17 protein-coding genes are annotated in these 15,387 nt (G+C 31.2%); 3 read left to right on the top strand and 14 right to left on the bottom strand.

What is annotated here, in order from left to right; genetic code table 11:
* The first annotated feature begins 5 nt into the window (after window positions 1-5).
* Genes DFQ05_RS04905 through DFQ05_RS04895 form a run of 3 tightly spaced genes read left to right on the top strand, consistent with a single transcriptional unit; the run spans window position 6 to window position 2,696 of the window.
* On the top strand, window positions 6-1,025 hold the full coding sequence (locus tag DFQ05_RS04905) for a hypothetical protein (protein WP_132704202.1): 1,020 nt from the start codon (window positions 6-8) through the stop codon (window positions 1,023-1,025).
* A complete protein-coding gene (locus DFQ05_RS04900; protein WP_132704200.1) occupies window positions 1,022-2,071 on the top strand; it encodes a hypothetical protein in 1,050 nt (349 codons plus the stop codon). The genes DFQ05_RS04905 and DFQ05_RS04900 overlap by 4 nt, the downstream gene beginning before the upstream one ends.
* A gap of 13 nt (window positions 2,072-2,084) precedes the next feature.
* Window positions 2,085-2,696, top strand: coding sequence for a hypothetical protein (locus tag DFQ05_RS04895; protein ID WP_132704198.1), 612 nt, complete (start codon window positions 2,085-2,087; stop codon window positions 2,694-2,696).
* Window positions 2,697-3,215: 519 nt separating this feature from the next.
* Here the strand turns inward: DFQ05_RS04895 and DFQ05_RS04890 are convergent.
* The 14 genes from DFQ05_RS04890 to DFQ05_RS04830 form a co-directional block, all read right to left on the bottom strand.
* Entirely contained in the window at window positions 3,216-4,265 is a 1,050-nt protein-coding gene (locus DFQ05_RS04890; protein WP_132704196.1) for a ligand-binding sensor domain-containing protein, read from the bottom strand.
* A gap of 162 nt (window positions 4,266-4,427) precedes the next feature.
* Window positions 4,428-4,883, bottom strand: a complete 456-nt coding sequence (locus DFQ05_RS04885) for a hypothetical protein (protein ID WP_132704194.1) — start codon at window positions 4,881-4,883, stop codon at window positions 4,428-4,430.
* A gap of 151 nt (window positions 4,884-5,034) precedes the next feature.
* A complete protein-coding gene (locus DFQ05_RS04880; protein ID WP_132704192.1) occupies window positions 5,035-5,586 on the bottom strand; it encodes a hypothetical protein in 552 nt (183 codons plus the stop codon).
* A 160-nt stretch (window positions 5,587-5,746) separates the two neighbouring features.
* On the bottom strand, window positions 5,747-7,582 hold the full coding sequence (locus DFQ05_RS04875; RefSeq protein WP_132704190.1) for a hypothetical protein: 1,836 nt from the start codon (window positions 7,580-7,582) through the stop codon (window positions 5,747-5,749).
* Entirely contained in the window at window positions 7,579-8,073 is a 495-nt protein-coding gene (locus tag DFQ05_RS04870) for an ABC-three component system middle component 2 (RefSeq protein ID WP_132704188.1), read from the bottom strand. Before DFQ05_RS04870 ends, DFQ05_RS04875 begins: the two co-directional genes overlap by 4 nt.
* The gene (locus tag DFQ05_RS04865; protein WP_132704186.1) at window positions 8,061-9,146 is read right to left on the bottom strand and encodes an ABC-three component system protein; all 1,086 of its coding nucleotides are present in this window, start codon (window positions 9,144-9,146) and stop codon (window positions 8,061-8,063) included. The genes DFQ05_RS04870 and DFQ05_RS04865 overlap by 13 nt, the downstream gene beginning before the upstream one ends.
* A gap of 157 nt (window positions 9,147-9,303) precedes the next feature.
* Entirely contained in the window at window positions 9,304-9,825 is a 522-nt protein-coding gene (locus tag DFQ05_RS04860; RefSeq protein WP_241974212.1) for a hypothetical protein, read from the bottom strand.
* 166 nt (window positions 9,826-9,991) lie between these two features.
* Window positions 9,992-10,453 carry a hypothetical protein gene (locus DFQ05_RS04855; protein WP_132704184.1) on the bottom strand — a complete coding sequence of 154 codons (462 nt, stop codon included), beginning with the start codon at window positions 10,451-10,453 and terminating at the stop codon, window positions 9,992-9,994.
* A 160-nt stretch (window positions 10,454-10,613) separates the two neighbouring features.
* On the bottom strand, window positions 10,614-10,949 hold the full coding sequence (locus DFQ05_RS04850; RefSeq protein WP_132704182.1) for a hypothetical protein: 336 nt from the start codon (window positions 10,947-10,949) through the stop codon (window positions 10,614-10,616).
* A 101-nt stretch (window positions 10,950-11,050) separates the two neighbouring features.
* Window positions 11,051-11,185 carry a hypothetical protein gene (locus tag DFQ05_RS13785; RefSeq protein ID WP_277871517.1) on the bottom strand — a complete coding sequence of 45 codons (135 nt, stop codon included), beginning with the start codon at window positions 11,183-11,185 and terminating at the stop codon, window positions 11,051-11,053.
* Between the two features lie 158 nt (window positions 11,186-11,343).
* The gene (locus DFQ05_RS04845) at window positions 11,344-12,234 is read right to left on the bottom strand and encodes a hypothetical protein (RefSeq protein ID WP_132704180.1); all 891 of its coding nucleotides are present in this window, start codon (window positions 12,232-12,234) and stop codon (window positions 11,344-11,346) included.
* A 157-nt stretch (window positions 12,235-12,391) separates the two neighbouring features.
* Window positions 12,392-13,033, bottom strand: coding sequence for a hypothetical protein (locus DFQ05_RS04840; RefSeq protein WP_132704178.1), 642 nt, complete (start codon window positions 13,031-13,033; stop codon window positions 12,392-12,394).
* A 147-nt stretch (window positions 13,034-13,180) separates the two neighbouring features.
* Entirely contained in the window at window positions 13,181-13,996 is an 816-nt protein-coding gene (locus DFQ05_RS04835) for a hypothetical protein (protein ID WP_132704176.1), read from the bottom strand.
* Between the two features lie 4 nt (window positions 13,997-14,000).
* Complete coding sequence (locus DFQ05_RS04830; protein ID WP_132704174.1) at window positions 14,001-14,573, bottom strand: hypothetical protein; 573 nt, start codon at window positions 14,571-14,573, stop codon at window positions 14,001-14,003.
* Window positions 14,574-15,387 lie beyond the last annotated feature (814 nt).

Here is a 15,387-nt window from a genome sequence, read left to right as displayed (position 1 = left end):
CTAAAATGACCTCTACCAATTTTGAAATAAAACCACTATCCTCTCAAGACAAAAGTAAACTTAGAAGACAGTACCTATTTGCTGTTTTGTTCTTACTTGTTGCAAGTGCTATATTTTCTTTCATTTATTTTTTTGTTATAAAACCAGATAATTTCAGTGTGGTTCCTATAGTGATGTTTTCTGTATTCCTGTTAATTTTTACAGGTATTGTTTCTTATATGTTTTGGAATACTTATATTGATTTAAAACGAGGTATTAAGTACTGTTACACTGGAGTTATTACCGATAAACGTGTTGACAAACACACTACTAAATCAAGAAGTTATAATACCAGAATGGGTACAAATATAAGACGCAAGTCTAGCAGAACCTATTATTATATAACTATTGATAATAAAGAACACAGTGTGCCTTATTCAAAATATGCAAAAGTAAACGTTAACGATAAAGTGTATTTAGAGTCTAGTCCAAAAAACAAAGAAGTTTTAGCTTTTACCATATTAGAAAAAAATCAAAATCCGGTTACAATAACTACCAACACATCTTATTTTGCACCTTTTAAGAGTAAAAGCATTACCAAGCCAATGCGCCAAAGTGAAATTGATTTAGTAAAAAAAATATTTTTTAATAAAGTAAGGAGAGCATTAATTTACATAGCTATTTACAGCATCTTATTGTTTACACTATGGCAAGGAATTTTCATCTTTTTAATTCCTGTAATAATAGCCTTTATTTATACTTCAATTAAATTGCTTATTCTAATTAATAAGTATGCAAAATTTAATAGAAACGGAAATCTAAAACAAATAACTACGGTACAAGTTACCGACAAGTTAACAATGACTTCTAATACTAGCTCTACCAAATTTAGAGTGATGACAAATGTTGAAAATATAGACGTTTCAGAAAAAATATACAACAAACTAAAGGCAAACGCTATTATAGAATTACACAAAGCAACCTTTCTTAAAAACTTAGTAGGTATTAGTATGGATGGAGGAACACAATATTTAGAAAATTTATGAAAAATGTGTTTTTCAAAATAGCATTAAACATAGTGCTAATATTTTTTATTAGCAATAAGCTATATAGCAATGCAGCTCAACCAGGTGTTTGGAACGCTGGAGGCACTGTTTTTACAATGCTACATCCAGAAGATTCTCTAAGTTTTAAAAAGGTGCAAATGCAACAAGAGAAAATCTACATTCAACTATACAAAGGTTTTGCGGTTGTAAAAGGCATCTACTGGTTTCGCAATACCACAAAAGACCGCTCACAGTTTAAAATGGGGTATCCTGTAAATGGTATTTATGCTGGCGGAGAAACAAACTTAAACCAAGTTAGTATAGATTCATTAAATGAGTTTAAAATAAAAGCCAATAGCAAATGGTTACCATTACTTAAACAATCTTATCCAGAGCTTAATAATAACAATAAAAACCCTATACCATTTAGCGACAATTGGAAAGTATGGGAAATGACATTTCAGCCCAACGAAATACAAATAGTCGAAGTTTATTTTATTGTAAACACCAATAATGCGCAAGTAAGAAAGGGCTATAATGTTGATAACAAAAATACGTTTATTTATCTGTTAGAAAGTGGTAGCGTATGGCAGTCACCAATTGAAAACGCAGCGTTTTATGTGCAGTTAATGGATGGATTACTGCCAACAGATATAAATGGAATTTCTACAGGTTTTAATTTTAAATACAGCGAAAAACATAAATTATATATTGGTGAAAAACTCAACTTTTCGCCTACCCCAAAAGACAATCTAGTTATTAGCTATCATAATAAAGAAGATGAATTTTTATTTAATAAAATTCTTTCAAACAGAAATGATTTGTACTTATCTATCAACAGTTTAGAAACTTTACCTAAAAATGGTATTCTCTTAAAAAAAATAGATCTAGGGAATCCGTATGCTGTTAAACCAAATTTTAGTGGTTTTTTACCAATACTATTAACCTATTTTGTAATGTATCTTCCAGGTATTATAATCGCTATTTTACTAATAATATTTATACGATATATGCTTAAACGAAGAAAACTAAAAATCAATTCTTAAACTAAGCTAAACAATGCATTCCTTTATTGAAAAACATCTAAAACACTATTCTCAATGGGATTTTTTGGTTTTCACACTCTTTACAATACTTTCCATTTTAAATGGAAAAACCACCATTTTTTATATTCTCTATTTTTTTTGGTGTAATGAAGTATTGCGCATTATTATTGACCGTCTACTTTATAAAAGTAATTCAAATGCCTTAATAGGATTTTCTGAAAAGACCTCTATTTTACTTTATCTTTTCCCAATGGGAATATATTTTGTGTTTATTGTAGTCTTTTTTGGATTTGTTTCCAGCTGGAAAAATGAGGAAATTACATTAATGAATATGCAAATATTGTATTTTAAAAATACATTTTTTGTACTTAACTTAATTTTTGTAGCCTTAGAACGAATACTACTTCATAGAACACAACAAGCAGTAATAGTTATTTTTGGAATATTCACACCTAATATGCTAATACTCCATATTTCAATTATACTTGGCGCTTTATTAATGTTTATTGTAATACGTAGTTTTCCCGACATATTTACACCAAGCAACCTTTGGGGTTCGGTTATTATTATCTTTCCATTCTTACTTATAAAAGCTTTTTTTGCATATTACAGACAGAATAAATAAAAAAATTAACTGGCTACAACAATGTATAACCGCAATTACGGCGGATTCGACTACGTCCGAATCCACTCGGAATTTCTAACGTCAGTGCTTAACCGAAAAACATTAACTTTAAATCCGTAACTGACCGTTATACGAGACCGTTAGTTGCAGTTTTTTCAACAGAGTAATTTAATTTTCGTGGCTTAAAAAACTTTGCCCGAACTTCTCGGACAATAATCTACACTGAAATAATTTTTTCAGATTTTGAATTGCACGCTTGAGTATAAAAATCCGACCTAGTGATTGCGTTTGCAGGCTTAAAAATCAAAATTAAAAGGCACGAATTTATCGGATAAGAGTAAAATCCGACCGCACGGTTTTAAATTGCTACTAACGGTCTCGGCTATGGTTTCGTTGCGGAATGGTTCGGCAGAACTATTCCGCCGTAAACCAAAGTTAGCAAACACGCAGGAATTTCCGAGAGGAAATTCCGCCGCAATTACTTATAGCCATTGTTAGCTGTAGCTCTTTTTTTATTCGTTATTTATTAAATTTCTCAAATGTTTTACCATTGAATTTATATGCTCCATTTTCGTGAGTTCCAATCCAAAGCTTTCCATTATTGTCTTTGTAAATGCTGAACAAAGCAATCTGTTTTGATTTTTCTTGAATTGGATAATGTGTGATTTTTGTTCCATCATATTTCCAAACGCCATCAAGATAGGTTACAAACCATAAATTACCATTATCGTCTATTACACTTGATAGATACTCGTCCAAATTGCTATCCTTTTCCCCGTCTAAACCACCTATGCTTTCGTGTCTTGTGTATAATTTATTACTATTCAATGTTGGATTGTCGTAAACACTGTAACGATATTCGGTATTGAACCAAAAGTCACCATTTTTATCTTCCGTAATTGAACGCACTCCGTTTGCACCTTCATTTCGGAATTCTGTCACATCTTCTTCAGTAATCCATTCAAATAATTTCCCGTCATATCGGCAGACTCCTACAGGGTTGGTTCCAAACCAAATATTCTCCTCTTTGTCTTTGTAAATACTGTAAACAGCAAAAGGATTTGAGAGTTTTGGTGGATTTGGCAACTGCAATTCAAATAAAGTATTACCATCATAACGATATACTTTACCTGTATTTTCATAAGAGTATTTAAACCACAAATCTGTGGGCTCAAGCTTCCAATTTTCACTTGGCATTGCTTTCAATGTTTCGAATGTCTTTCCGTTAAACTTTGATATTTCCGAAGTTGCGTTGGCGCTGGAAAAATAAATGTTACCAAATTTATCTTCTTTTATTTCATCAATCCTGTTGTTTAGCAAACCGTGTTCTGTTGTGAAATTAACGATTGTTTTTCCATCGTATTTATATACTCCTGTTTTCCAACTGCCAAACCAATAATCTTTATTACTGTCTTGAAAGATTACCATTACGCTATTACCAAGTACTGAAACAGTATTTCCATTAATAATATTTTCAGTCTTAACTTGTTTATTTGAGGTTTGTCCATTACAAGATGTCAATAAAATTAATGCGTTTAAAAATAGTAGTATGTATATTTTAATTGTCATCTGTTTAAATGTATTCGGCTGTTTTTGAGTTACAGCTAACGGTTTTGGCTATGGTTTCGTTACGGAATGGTACGCGAGTATCATTCCGCCGTAACCATAAATTTAGCAAAAAGGCTTGAAATTCCGATTAGGAATTTCAGCCGTAATGAACTATAGCCGTTGTTACCCAACGTTTTTTTTATTCAGATTTCCATAGAACGACTTTGGTTTAATCCAACTGTATAGAGTTCTAATTTTTAACTTCCAATCCTTGTCAAATAAGTCATTCCAGTATTTTTCTTTCGGGTAAATTACTTTGTCAATTTTCCCATAATGGTCGTCGTATTCCAATTTACTCCATTCCTCTTGGATGGATTCCAATCCAAAATACTTTTCGAAACTTTCCAGTCCTTTTGTTCCCATTACGTGGTCAGATATCAGATGAATTTTTTCCGATTTGTCAATTACGAGAATGAAAATGCATTCATCATCCAAAACAAGTCTTGGACTAATTCCGATTAGCTTTATTTCATTCAGTTTTAGTCTAAATGACTTGCAGTATTTTGCTATTCCAGTTTCTTTTGAAGGGAATTCTGTAAATTTTAATTCAGTGTCTGTTATTTCAATTCCAGCAGTCATTTCTCAAATGTTGGGTAACGGTTTTGGCTATGGTTTCGTTACGGAATGGTACGCGAGTATCATTCCGGCGTAACCATAAATTTAGCAAAAAGGCTTGAAATTCCGATTAGGAATTTCAGCCGTAATGAACTATAGCCGTTGTTGTATGCAGTTATTTTATCAGACGAAATGATTTCATAAACGTATCCACATTTTTGTCATTTTGTCCCATATATGTTATTGTATATACTCGATTTCCCTTTCTAAATAGCTTTCCTTGAATGTGTCCGTTAATTCCTTTGTCAATCGCATTTTGCTTTAAGTTAAGAACAAAGTATTGTCCATCCAATCCGTGTTGTTCAATCGATTCTTGAAATTCCAATTTAAACATTTCTGCCATTTTATTCGAGAAGTTGGTTACTCCTTGAGAATAGATTTGTTCGTCTGTCATTGACTTAATCATATGTTCAGGATAGTCATTATATTCTATAGAGAAAATTTTGTTCGGTCCTAAAGTCGAACGGAATAAATGGATTTGAAATTTATCAAGTCCTATTTGGTTGTCAATTGCAGAATAACTTGGCTCTGTTGGAAAGTCAGCTATAAAATTCCCAGGTTGTGAGGCAAATTCTCCACCTTTGGTTTCATAAATCATTTTGTCGGATTGATTTCCGCACGATATGAAAGTCAGAATTGTAAAAATCAGTAGTAGGTTTTTTGTCATTTATTGTTTTGTTTTAATTGCATACAACGGTTAGTATATGAAAAGTAGGCGGTTTCGAAGCACGAAACTTTCGATTAAACATAAACTTTGATAAGAGCCAAAACCCTTGATTTCATTACTATTTCGCCTATTTTTTATATACATTGTTGTATGCCGTATTTTATTCAGTTGGAAAAAATCCATATCTGCCTTGTTTCTTACTCTTTGTAAATTCAATGATGTTAATGCCATCTATTTTTTTAGGAATCTTATTTTCAAATATTATTAACTGACTTTTTAAAGAAGTTTTTCTGATGTCATCAAAAAATAAGTCATCTAATTCAATCGAGTCATCTTCAGTTTCTGAAATTTCTTTGTCTTTGAATGTAGTTAAAGGTGAGTCAATAACTAAGAAGTTGCTAAAATTCTTTTCTTCTTTTAAACAATAATCTAAGAAACCTAACAAACAAGCAGTGTAAGAAATTGCTCTTCTACCTTTGCCATAACTACCTCTACTTTTATTAGAAATGACAATATCAAATGTTTTAAAATCTGAGTTAAATACTACCTTAGGGTTGACGTTATAGTTCCAAGTTTTTAGTCTTTGCTCAATAAATCCCGATAGCTTTTTTAAAATGTCGTAATCACAAACATTTACTATGTCTGTAGACTCTTTTTCAGATTTTAAAATTTCTAGAGAATCTTTTGTTTCATAAAGAGTTGCTGTTTCCGTATCAATAAACTCTATATAATTTCCAATTTTTTCAATTTCTATATAATCATTAAGAATAGTCTTTAAATTCTTAATTTCTGGTTTTATACTTTCTAAGCGATTTTCTAATTTTTCTAAAGTTCTTTTTAGGTCGTTGGATTCAGATTCAAGCTTTAAAACATTTTCTTTGGACTCAGTTATACTCTCTTTTAGGTCTTCTAATTTTTCTTTAATAAGAGCTATTTCAGCAATCACTCCTTCTTTAAAATTTTCTATCTCATTCAAATGCTGAATTTCATCAATATTCATTGGATTTGAACAGATAGGGCATAATTGACTAGGCAACTGTGATGTAAGTGATTCAGCTTCTAGTATAAACTCCAATCTATCTAAATCACTCAAATATTGTCTTTCGAGTATTTCAAATCTTTTTATTAATTCCAACGCATAGATTTTTTTTTCAGTGGTAGAATTAACGTCATTTAAATATTTAGTTACCTGGGATTCTAAATTATATGAATCTTCAATACGTTTTTGAATTTGGTCATTTATTAGAGCTTTATCCAATGAAGTTTTGTTTGAAACAAGTTTTTCATATTTTGAAATGAGCTTTTGTCTTTGCTCCGAATAACCAACAATTTGTTTGTCAATAAATTCTAATTTTCCTGAAATTTTAGTTTCCTTCTTTTTAGGGTCTTCAATTGCTGTAACATTAGAAAAATCAGTTCCCTCCAATATTAAACTAATCATTGACTGTTCAAGAATGTGATTAGAATTTACATTAGTAAAATAGAAAGGTGAACTTTCTGTTATTATTCTATCTTCTGCAACATTGGTAAATTGTATAAGGTTTTTAAAACTTAGTGCAATTTTCTCACCTTTGGTTCTATTCTTTAAAAGAAGACTACCCTTTAGTCCGCAGAGATTTAAAAGAAAATTAGAGATATGATTTTCACTAGATAAATTTACGGTAGTGCTAAAAATATCTACTAAAGTTAAACCGCTTTGTGATTCATTAGTATTCCAAACAGAGACTTTGTTTTTTCCTAGTTTTCGTTGAAGTCTGTATTTATCATTGGTTTCGAAAGTCTCAATATCTATTGTAAAAACGTCATAATATATACCTTCCGGTATATCTTTTGGCGGACTTGTTCTTCCAAATACAAAATTGATTACTGAAAACAAGTATGACTTTCCTGTATCAGAAGGACCTGTAATAATATTTGCTCCTTTCTTTAGTATTATTGAAGAATCCTTTTTCTCTTCACCACTTGCGGTTATCTTATAAATCCAAAATCCTTTCATACTTGATTTGCTTGGTTACCGTCAGTCATAAATTCTTCTCCCCATTTGGATAAATTTTGATTAACATAAATTTTTAATTCACTATCTGAGAAATTTCCAAATTTCTTAGATGTCCACTCAACTTTATTTTTTAATTGGTTGAAATATTTTGACTCAAAATATGTTAAATAATTAATTCCATTTTCTGTTATTTCATAAAGCAATCCATTCTTATTTGGATTTATATTAATCAAGTCTTTTGATATCAATAATTTTATACTTTCATTTAATATTTCCTTTCTAGAATATATTTGAACACCTCTGTTAGGAATTGGTGCGTGAAGGCTTGCTGGACCACCAACATCATAGGTATTAAGTGAAATATGGTCTAAAACCATCAATTGATAAGTTGATGCTCGCTTAGATGGAAGATTTATAAGAATGACAAGTATCCTAATAGCAATTTCAAAGTTACTATTGTAGACTTTGTATTTAGAGTTTACTTTTTCCATTTTACGCTTTTTTCATTAGCTAAATAATGACACATTCCTACTTTATCAAGATTACGAATTTCCTTATGCAAAGGATTGCTAGAAAATTGCTGAGAAAGTATTTCCAATTTAGCATCTTCGAGTCTTTCTAAATCTTCTACATAAGTACTTAGTCTTAATTTGGATTTTATAACTAATAAAGAGTCTTCTTTCAATTCTTCAAAAGGTGGTGTTGCCAAATCAGCAAAATTATCTCGACTAAATCTATCTAAAGATTCCGTGCAATAAAATGAAGTTCTTTCTTCTTCAAAATGTTTAGCTAAATCCTTGTTTGTAGTTTCTAATTTTTTTTGATTCTTTATAACTACACCCGTTTTTGACGAATACGCGTCAAATAATAAGGTAGTGTAGTTCAGTTCGTGTTTTTGAATAGTTTTTGTTGGTTTTGGTATTAGATTTCTGTACTTAATTAAACCACCTCCGAAACGCTGTGGGTAGTAAGTAGTTTGTTTGTGCTCATTAATAAGCTCTAAAGGCGATTTGTCTTTTATTATAGAAAAATCAAAATTTTCAATGTATTCTTTAAATTCCTTGGTTAGGATGGTTTTTGTAGACTTTATTTTAGTTTCACACTTATCTTTCCATTCTGAAATTAGTAAATCATTAAATTCAGTTGGATTATTTATATAATCTAACAATTTTGTTCCGACTCCTTTCGTAGTTACTATATAATATGCTTTTGGAATTTTATATTGGTTCGTAAAGGTATAGTGACATAATTTACCTAGTTCAACCCAAAATAAAGAAGGTGATAAGATTGCAGAGTAATGTTTACATTGATAAATATCAATATCCCCATTTTGATAAAATCCTACGATATCTCTTCCCTTATCTCCCGAACCACCATATTGTCTTATCTTGTCATATTTGTTATTCAAATACCCGTCCGCCCATTCAAGAACTAAGTCTTCGAATTCATCTTCAGATAAACTTCTCATTCTTTCAATAGCTGGTGTTATTTGACCGCCAAGTATATCATTGGTTGAAAGCCTACCTTTTCCTTTAGGTTTAGGTATGTTTGAAAATTTACTCATAGGTTGTTTTCATATGGCATACAACGGTCTTGTGTATGATTAGTGGCGTGTTTAAGTACTAAAGTTAGCAAATAAATCACAAATAGAATATTCCGCAGGAATGTTCGTAAGCAAGCTAAAACTAGCCATTAATTATACGCGTTGTTGTGCAACGTATTTATATTTTCTTTATAATCCAATTCGATATTTTTTCAATGCGGAATATTATAATTAGTGTCAAAATCGTTTTTAGAATATAATTCGCAATTGCAAAATCAGGTAATTCAATTTCTTCATTTCCATTCAGGCTCGAAATGAATTTTGAGCAGTAATCAATCAAGTCCGGAATTAGATAAATTAATTTCGCCAACCAAATAACTCCAACTGTCAATAAAATCACTTTTGTCAGAGATTCAGCGTTCAGTTCCGTTTTTATTTCATTGTCCGTTTTTATTAGTTTTTTAGCAATCCATTCCGCTTTCAAGAATAGAAATATGGATACGACAATATTCGCTATTGTCAGAAATGTTCCAGTAAAATAGAATTTATCAATCGGTTCACTTAACAATTCGTCAAATCGAGCCATAGTTGCAGTTCCGTAAACAGAAAAAAAGTAAGAACCAAAATGGTCAAAAATTTTCGTCAGTAAAAATATTCCAGCAATTCTAATTATTAGAGCTGTTAAAATTCGGTTTGTCATTAACTTTCGGTTTTGGTCATATGTTGCACAACGGTCTAGTGTATGATTTCGTTGCGTGTTTAAGCACTAAAGTTAGCAAATAAATCACAGATAGAAAGTCCGCGAGGACTTTCGTAAGTAGGCTCTAACTAGCAATGAATTATACACATTGTTGTAACCAGTTTTTTTATTCAATTCCAATTTCCGCTTTTTTTCTCTTATTCAAGTCAATTGTTAATTTCATTTTATCAGGACCATCAATTTTCACATCGCATTTTATTCCATTTTCGTTTTGAAAGAAATAGAATGAATAATTATGGTCGTGCCAATTATTTGTTTTGAAGTGCCTAAATGTCTCATAGTATTTTCCATCATAGGATAAATTCCAATCATTTTCTCCATAACCTTTTGGGATTTTGTATTCAGAGCTTTCGTTAAAAATTTCGACCTTGTTATAATCCGTTCCAGATATAGATAATTCAATTTTTATGAGTTCTCTATTCAGTTTTTCGTCTGTATTAACTTCAATTGAATTTTGGTTTACGAAATGAGCAATTCCGTCAATATTCTTTGGAATGAAGTATTTCGGAACAATAAATATTAAGAATAAAAATAGTATTGAGAATATTATAATTTTCTTCTTTCGCATTGGGTTTCTCAAATTGGTTACAACGTTTACGTATATGAAATGTTGCGTGTTTGTGTGCGAGGATTTTCCGAAGGAAAATCAGAAGCTAGCAAACGAGCAACTAACTTTGGTTAAGCTAAAACTAGCAATTTTTTATATACTTTGTTGTACACCGTTTTTTTTATAATTCTGCTTTTATATGTTCTGCTAAATTTCCAACAGCTGAAGTCATATGTTTTAGAATGTATTGTGTGGTATTCTTAAAATGTTTGTCATGCTCAATGTTCAATTCCGTTAAATTATTAATTTCTCTAAAATTTGGAATTTCAGGTCTTTTCCAATGATTTATTTCTCTCATCAATTTGTCAAACTTTTCAGATTCCCCAAAATATATGCCATAGTCAATCGCAAAAGAGTCAATCATTTCAGATTTCTCAATAATTTTTAATTGAGATTCGTCTCTTTTATTTTGATGATATTCAGCTTGTTTTTTACTTAATAGGTTATTATTGTCCAAGTCTGTAATTCTCCTTTGATATTTAAAATGCAAATCGTTATGAGCAAAATTCTGCTCATATCTTCTTAATTGATTAATGCTAGAAATTAGTCCTTTATAAATTAACCTTTTTTTTCTTTAAGTTCTTTTCTTTTATTCCTTATGTCTATTGCAAACACTGATAAAAAAGAAATTACACCTCCAATTAATACGGCAATTAGTGTTCTTATAAATTCAGAATTAATTAAGTCGTTCATAGTTTTTCTCAAATGGTGTACAACGGTCTCGTATAACCGTCAGTTACGGGTTTTAAATTACTTTTTTTCGGTTAAGCACTGACGCTCGCAATTCCGAGTGGATTCGGACTTAGTCGAATCCGCCGTAATTGCGGTTATACATTGTTAGGCACAGTATTTTATTTTTTTTCATCAGTTCCTTTGCGTCCAAATAAATTTCCAAAAATTGGTGGTTTGTCATTATGCGATTGCTTTTCTAAAGTCGAACTCGGATTGAATCCAGCAGTATCTATCATAGTCCGAACTAACTTTTCCATTATTTCATTTTTCTCATCGCTTTCGGGTAAGTTTTCAATTTCCCTTTTGTAACCATCATAGGATTTTGCTAAACTTTCTTTATATGCATATTCTTGTTCAAGCCTTCTATTCTGACTTTGTTGTTTACTTGCAAATAAGGCTAACCAAATTGTGGGAATAAAGAAAGGTGCTCTTGATAAAATATTCATAAATGCATTTCCAATGTCAGTACTGTCAGTTACTGTCTTAATTGCGTAGTAAACCATTCCAATCATAGTTAAGGTGAAAACCGCTGACCAGATAATATTCGGCCATTTATAACTGTTTTTTTGGTCGTGATATGATTTAGCAAGTCCTGCTGAAGTTGCTCCTGGAAGAAGTCCTTCAATTTTGGCTGTCAACGTTTCGTATTTTCCTTCCCATTCTCCGTGTAATTCTTCGTGTTGGGTTTTTAAGTCGTTTAGTTTAAATTTTAGAGATTCTTTGTCCTCTGGTGTTTTTCCAAAAACTTTTGTTTCAAATCCGCTAACTTTTTCCTCGATTTCTGATATTTCTGAATTATACTCATTGATTTTTTCAAAAGTTTCATTCAGTTTTTCTGCTTTACTTAAAACAGCAGAACTTGGTTTTTTTACGAAATCATTATAAAGTTCAGTAATGTCGTTTAATTCGCTTTTTAAAGTCGAAATTTCTTCTTTGGCATTTCCGATGAAGTTTTCAAATTTTTCTTCGAAAGTTTCAATGTTCTCCTCTTCTGGTTTTTGTTCTTCCATATGGTTGGTTCTATATTGTGCCTAACGTTGTTGTATAAGATTAGTGGCGTGTTTAAGCACCTAATTTAGCAAATAAACACCAGATAGAAAATCCGCAAGGATTTTCGTAAGTAGGCGAGAACTAGCCATTAATTTTATACGGTGTTGTAGCCAGTATTTATTTCAGCCAATATTCCAATTCCGTTTCCGCATAGAAAGGACCATAAGAAATTTGAACTTCTCTTTTTCCAGCTTTCGGAATCAAAAATGAGACTTTTGTTTTTCCAGTTTGGCTGTCAATCAAAGTCTCGATTTTCACGTATTTTTCTGTTATTATTCCTTCTTTCTCCGCCATTTTTGCGATTTTCCTTGATTTCCTTATTGTTCTATTATTAGGTGAACAACCAAAAACCGCTGTATATTTTCTTGGTCTAATAGAGTCCAAAGTTTTTTTATTTAGAGCTGGTTCTATAAAATATTCGTAATCGTTAAAACTTACTCCAATTCCTTTAGTGTCATTTTCGTAAGAGTATATTTGATTATTATCGAAAAGAAATTCTTCTTCAATTCCATACTTCTTTTCAGAGAAATTATATCCCTCAACTATTGAAATGGTTGCATTAGTAGTGTCAATTCTTTTTTGAGTTTGGTAGTCTTCTCTTTTTGAGATTAGTAAGTTAAAATACTTGACTTGTTCCGGCTGTAATTCAGTTTTTATTGAGTCCAAAGTCTTAATTGTAACTTCATTCCAACTGTCTTTCTTTTGGGAAAAAGATAGAATAGGAATCAATAATATTAATATTTGGATACGTTTTCTCATATTGGCTACAACGGTCTCGGCTATGAGTAGTTGCGTGGGTTTGCGGTTAACTTTGCAAGTACACACCAAGCTGAAAATCCGAGAGGATTTTCAGAAGTAGGCGAGAACAAGCAATTACTTATAGCCATTGTTGGGCACAGTACTTTTTTAAATTATCTCTAAAATCCGTTCTTTTTCAGTCCACTTAATCGGTTCCCTCGTAACTTTTTCATTCAGTAAATCCATCATACTGCTCAATTTTTCGGGATGATAACCATCAGCCTTGTCATTTATTATTGAAACTTTTTCACGAATGAAATCACGATATTTTGATTTTTCTGAAATCTCAAAATTCACGATTGTTTTTCTCAAATCATTAGTGAAATAATACGAACTACTCCCTGTAACATAGGAAATTAAATAAATATCAGAATTTCGAGTTATTAAGGCGTTAAAGCGGATATTCTTAAAATCGTCTAGTGATTTTTGTAATTTAACGTTATCATTATAATTTACTTTTAAAAACGTATTTGCATCTTTTCTAAAAGTTTCCCTTTCTTTTTCTTCTTTTTCGTCTTTATATCTAATTCCCATTGAATTTACAGCACCAACGACAAAATTTGCTAAATCATAAACATTTGTTGGAATGTCTTTTGGGTTAGAACAAGTTTTATAATAATGTAAAGTTCCAGCTTTGTCAGAAGTTGTTAAAATTCCAAAACTTTGTTGATAGTATGTAAAAATTCTCTCTATTATATCATCAGATTCTTCGCTGATGTCAACATTGTAATAATTTAAATCAGTCCAGCCAGCGTCAGAAATTATGAATTTTCCCTTAAGTTCTTTTATGAAAACTGATACAAATTTGTTGTTTAAAGTAGAAAATGGCGTGATAATTTCTATGCTTTCTCCCCTTAATTTATAAGTGGTTAATGCACAAAAGTCATCTTTTATTGTTTGATATATGTCGAACAATTTATCCATTTTGCTAATCTAAAAATTCAATTCCATTTAAAGGGTCAATTTCAGGTTCGATTTCAAATAATTCTGGTTCGGTTACTTTAATTTCTGGAAACTCCTCGCCATTGTTGAGTTTCAAGTTTGTTTCTTGGAAAAAGTGGCTAATCCCAAAGTCCAAATTTTCGACAATTGCTTTAGCATCTTCCTCACTTTTAAGAACATCACTTTTGTATGCAAACTCTTGCCCTTTTTTGTCAAATGAATTAAAATGTGGTGTCGTAATTAATTGTTCATTTAATGGTTGGTCAGTTTTGTTTCTATGAGCTGGTCCGTCCGAATCGAATCTGAAATATGGTTTTTCTGTAAAACTCGGACAATGTAATTTTATTCCGTATTTATATAAAGAGAGTTTTTTTTCAATTATCAATTTAATATTTTCCTCAATAGTTGAATGGTCAACTTTAGTAGATTGTTTAAGCCAATCTCTATTGTTTCTTTTCGGTTCGAGAATAATTGGATTATCTTTTATGTTTTTTTCCGAATATGTCAATTCTTCAAAATATTCATAATTGTCTCGAACGTCCAAATTTATTTTACTCATTCTTTAATTTTTTCGTATTGTGCCCAACGGTCTCGGCTATGGTTTCGTTGCGGAAAACGTCCGCCGGACTTTTCCGCCCACACCCTAAAGATAGCAAAATTGCAAGGAATTCCGATTAGGAATTCGGCCGCAATGAATTATAGCCAATGTTACATACAGTAGTCTTTTTCGAACTGCTCAATTCCAATTTACAACTCCAATCCCTGCTTTCAAATCCGCTATAATTCGCACCGTTCCATTATAAAAAACTCGCAGAACTCAACTAAAATTTACTGGCTTTAAAATTCCAGTTTTTCAGTCCAACGTAATGTCTTTCCAGTTCCGTTCCGCCCATTATTCCGACCGTTTTAATTCCATTCGTATTTTTTCGCGTAACGTTCAACCTTAATGAGTTCAGTTCGGTCTTTTCTATTTCGAGCCGTTATTCAATTCCGACTTTATTTCAATTTCGATTCGGCTATTTTAAACTATTCAGGCTTTATTAATTCGTACCGCAATTCAATTCCGCCGTTAATTGCGTATCGATTCCGTTTTTATTAGTTCCAATTTCAGCCAGTAAATTTTCAGCCCGAACCTTAACGGAATAGGTCGTTTCAATTCGAACCGTATTTTTTTTGAACTATTGTATGTAACTAGTTTATATGGATGATTGAATATTCTATAATGTGACAAATTGGAGGGATAACGATGATTATTCGTCAAATTTCTCATCTATATATTATTCAAAATCCAATTTTAAATATAGCTACTTTTTAGAGATTATCGAAAGGATTTTTAATTTCCGATAAACTAGTCGACGAAACATGGGTGTATA

It is taken from the genome of Winogradskyella wandonensis (assembly GCF_004346845.1).
GTDB lineage: Bacteria > Bacteroidota > Bacteroidia > Flavobacteriales > Flavobacteriaceae > Winogradskyella > Winogradskyella wandonensis.
This window is presented reverse-complemented; position numbering and strand designations above follow the sequence as displayed.

Bases quoted from the DNA above. Each gene is read 5' to 3' on its own strand.
- DFQ05_RS04900 (WP_132704200.1), top strand. From the start codon at position 1,022: ATGAAAAATGTGTTTTTCAAAATAGCATTAAACATAGTGCTAATATTT.
- DFQ05_RS04895 (WP_132704198.1), top strand. From the start codon at position 2,085: ATGCATTCCTTTATTGAAAAACATCTAAAACACTATTCTCAATGGGAT.
- DFQ05_RS04905 (WP_132704202.1), top strand. From the start codon at position 6: ATGACCTCTACCAATTTTGAAATAAAACCACTATCCTCTCAAGACAAA.
- DFQ05_RS04865 (WP_132704186.1), bottom strand. From the start codon at position 9,146: ATGAGTAAATTTTCAAACATACCTAAACCTAAAGGAAAAGGTAGGCTT.
- DFQ05_RS04840 (WP_132704178.1), bottom strand. From the start codon at position 13,033: ATGAGAAAACGTATCCAAATATTAATATTATTGATTCCTATTCTATCT.
- DFQ05_RS04890 (WP_132704196.1), bottom strand. From the start codon at position 4,265: ATGACAATTAAAATATACATACTACTATTTTTAAACGCATTAATTTTA.
- DFQ05_RS04855 (WP_132704184.1), bottom strand. From the start codon at position 10,453: ATGCGAAAGAAGAAAATTATAATATTCTCAATACTATTTTTATTCTTA.
- DFQ05_RS04885 (WP_132704194.1), bottom strand. From the start codon at position 4,883: ATGACTGCTGGAATTGAAATAACAGACACTGAATTAAAATTTACAGAA.
- DFQ05_RS04870 (WP_132704188.1), bottom strand. From the start codon at position 8,073: ATGGAAAAAGTAAACTCTAAATACAAAGTCTACAATAGTAACTTTGAA.
- DFQ05_RS04860 (WP_241974212.1), bottom strand. From the start codon at position 9,825: ATGACAAACCGAATTTTAACAGCTCTAATAATTAGAATTGCTGGAATA.
- DFQ05_RS04875 (WP_132704190.1), bottom strand. From the start codon at position 7,582: ATGAAAGGATTTTGGATTTATAAGATAACCGCAAGTGGTGAAGAGAAA.
- DFQ05_RS13785 (WP_277871517.1), bottom strand. From the start codon at position 11,185: ATGAACGACTTAATTAATTCTGAATTTATAAGAACACTAATTGCCGTA.
- DFQ05_RS04845 (WP_132704180.1), bottom strand. From the start codon at position 12,234: ATGGAAGAACAAAAACCAGAAGAGGAGAACATTGAAACTTTCGAAGAA.
- DFQ05_RS04830 (WP_132704174.1), bottom strand. From the start codon at position 14,573: ATGAGTAAAATAAATTTGGACGTTCGAGACAATTATGAATATTTTGAA.
- DFQ05_RS04880 (WP_132704192.1), bottom strand. From the start codon at position 5,586: ATGACAAAAAACCTACTACTGATTTTTACAATTCTGACTTTCATATCG.
- DFQ05_RS04835 (WP_132704176.1), bottom strand. From the start codon at position 13,996: ATGGATAAATTGTTCGACATATATCAAACAATAAAAGATGACTTTTGT.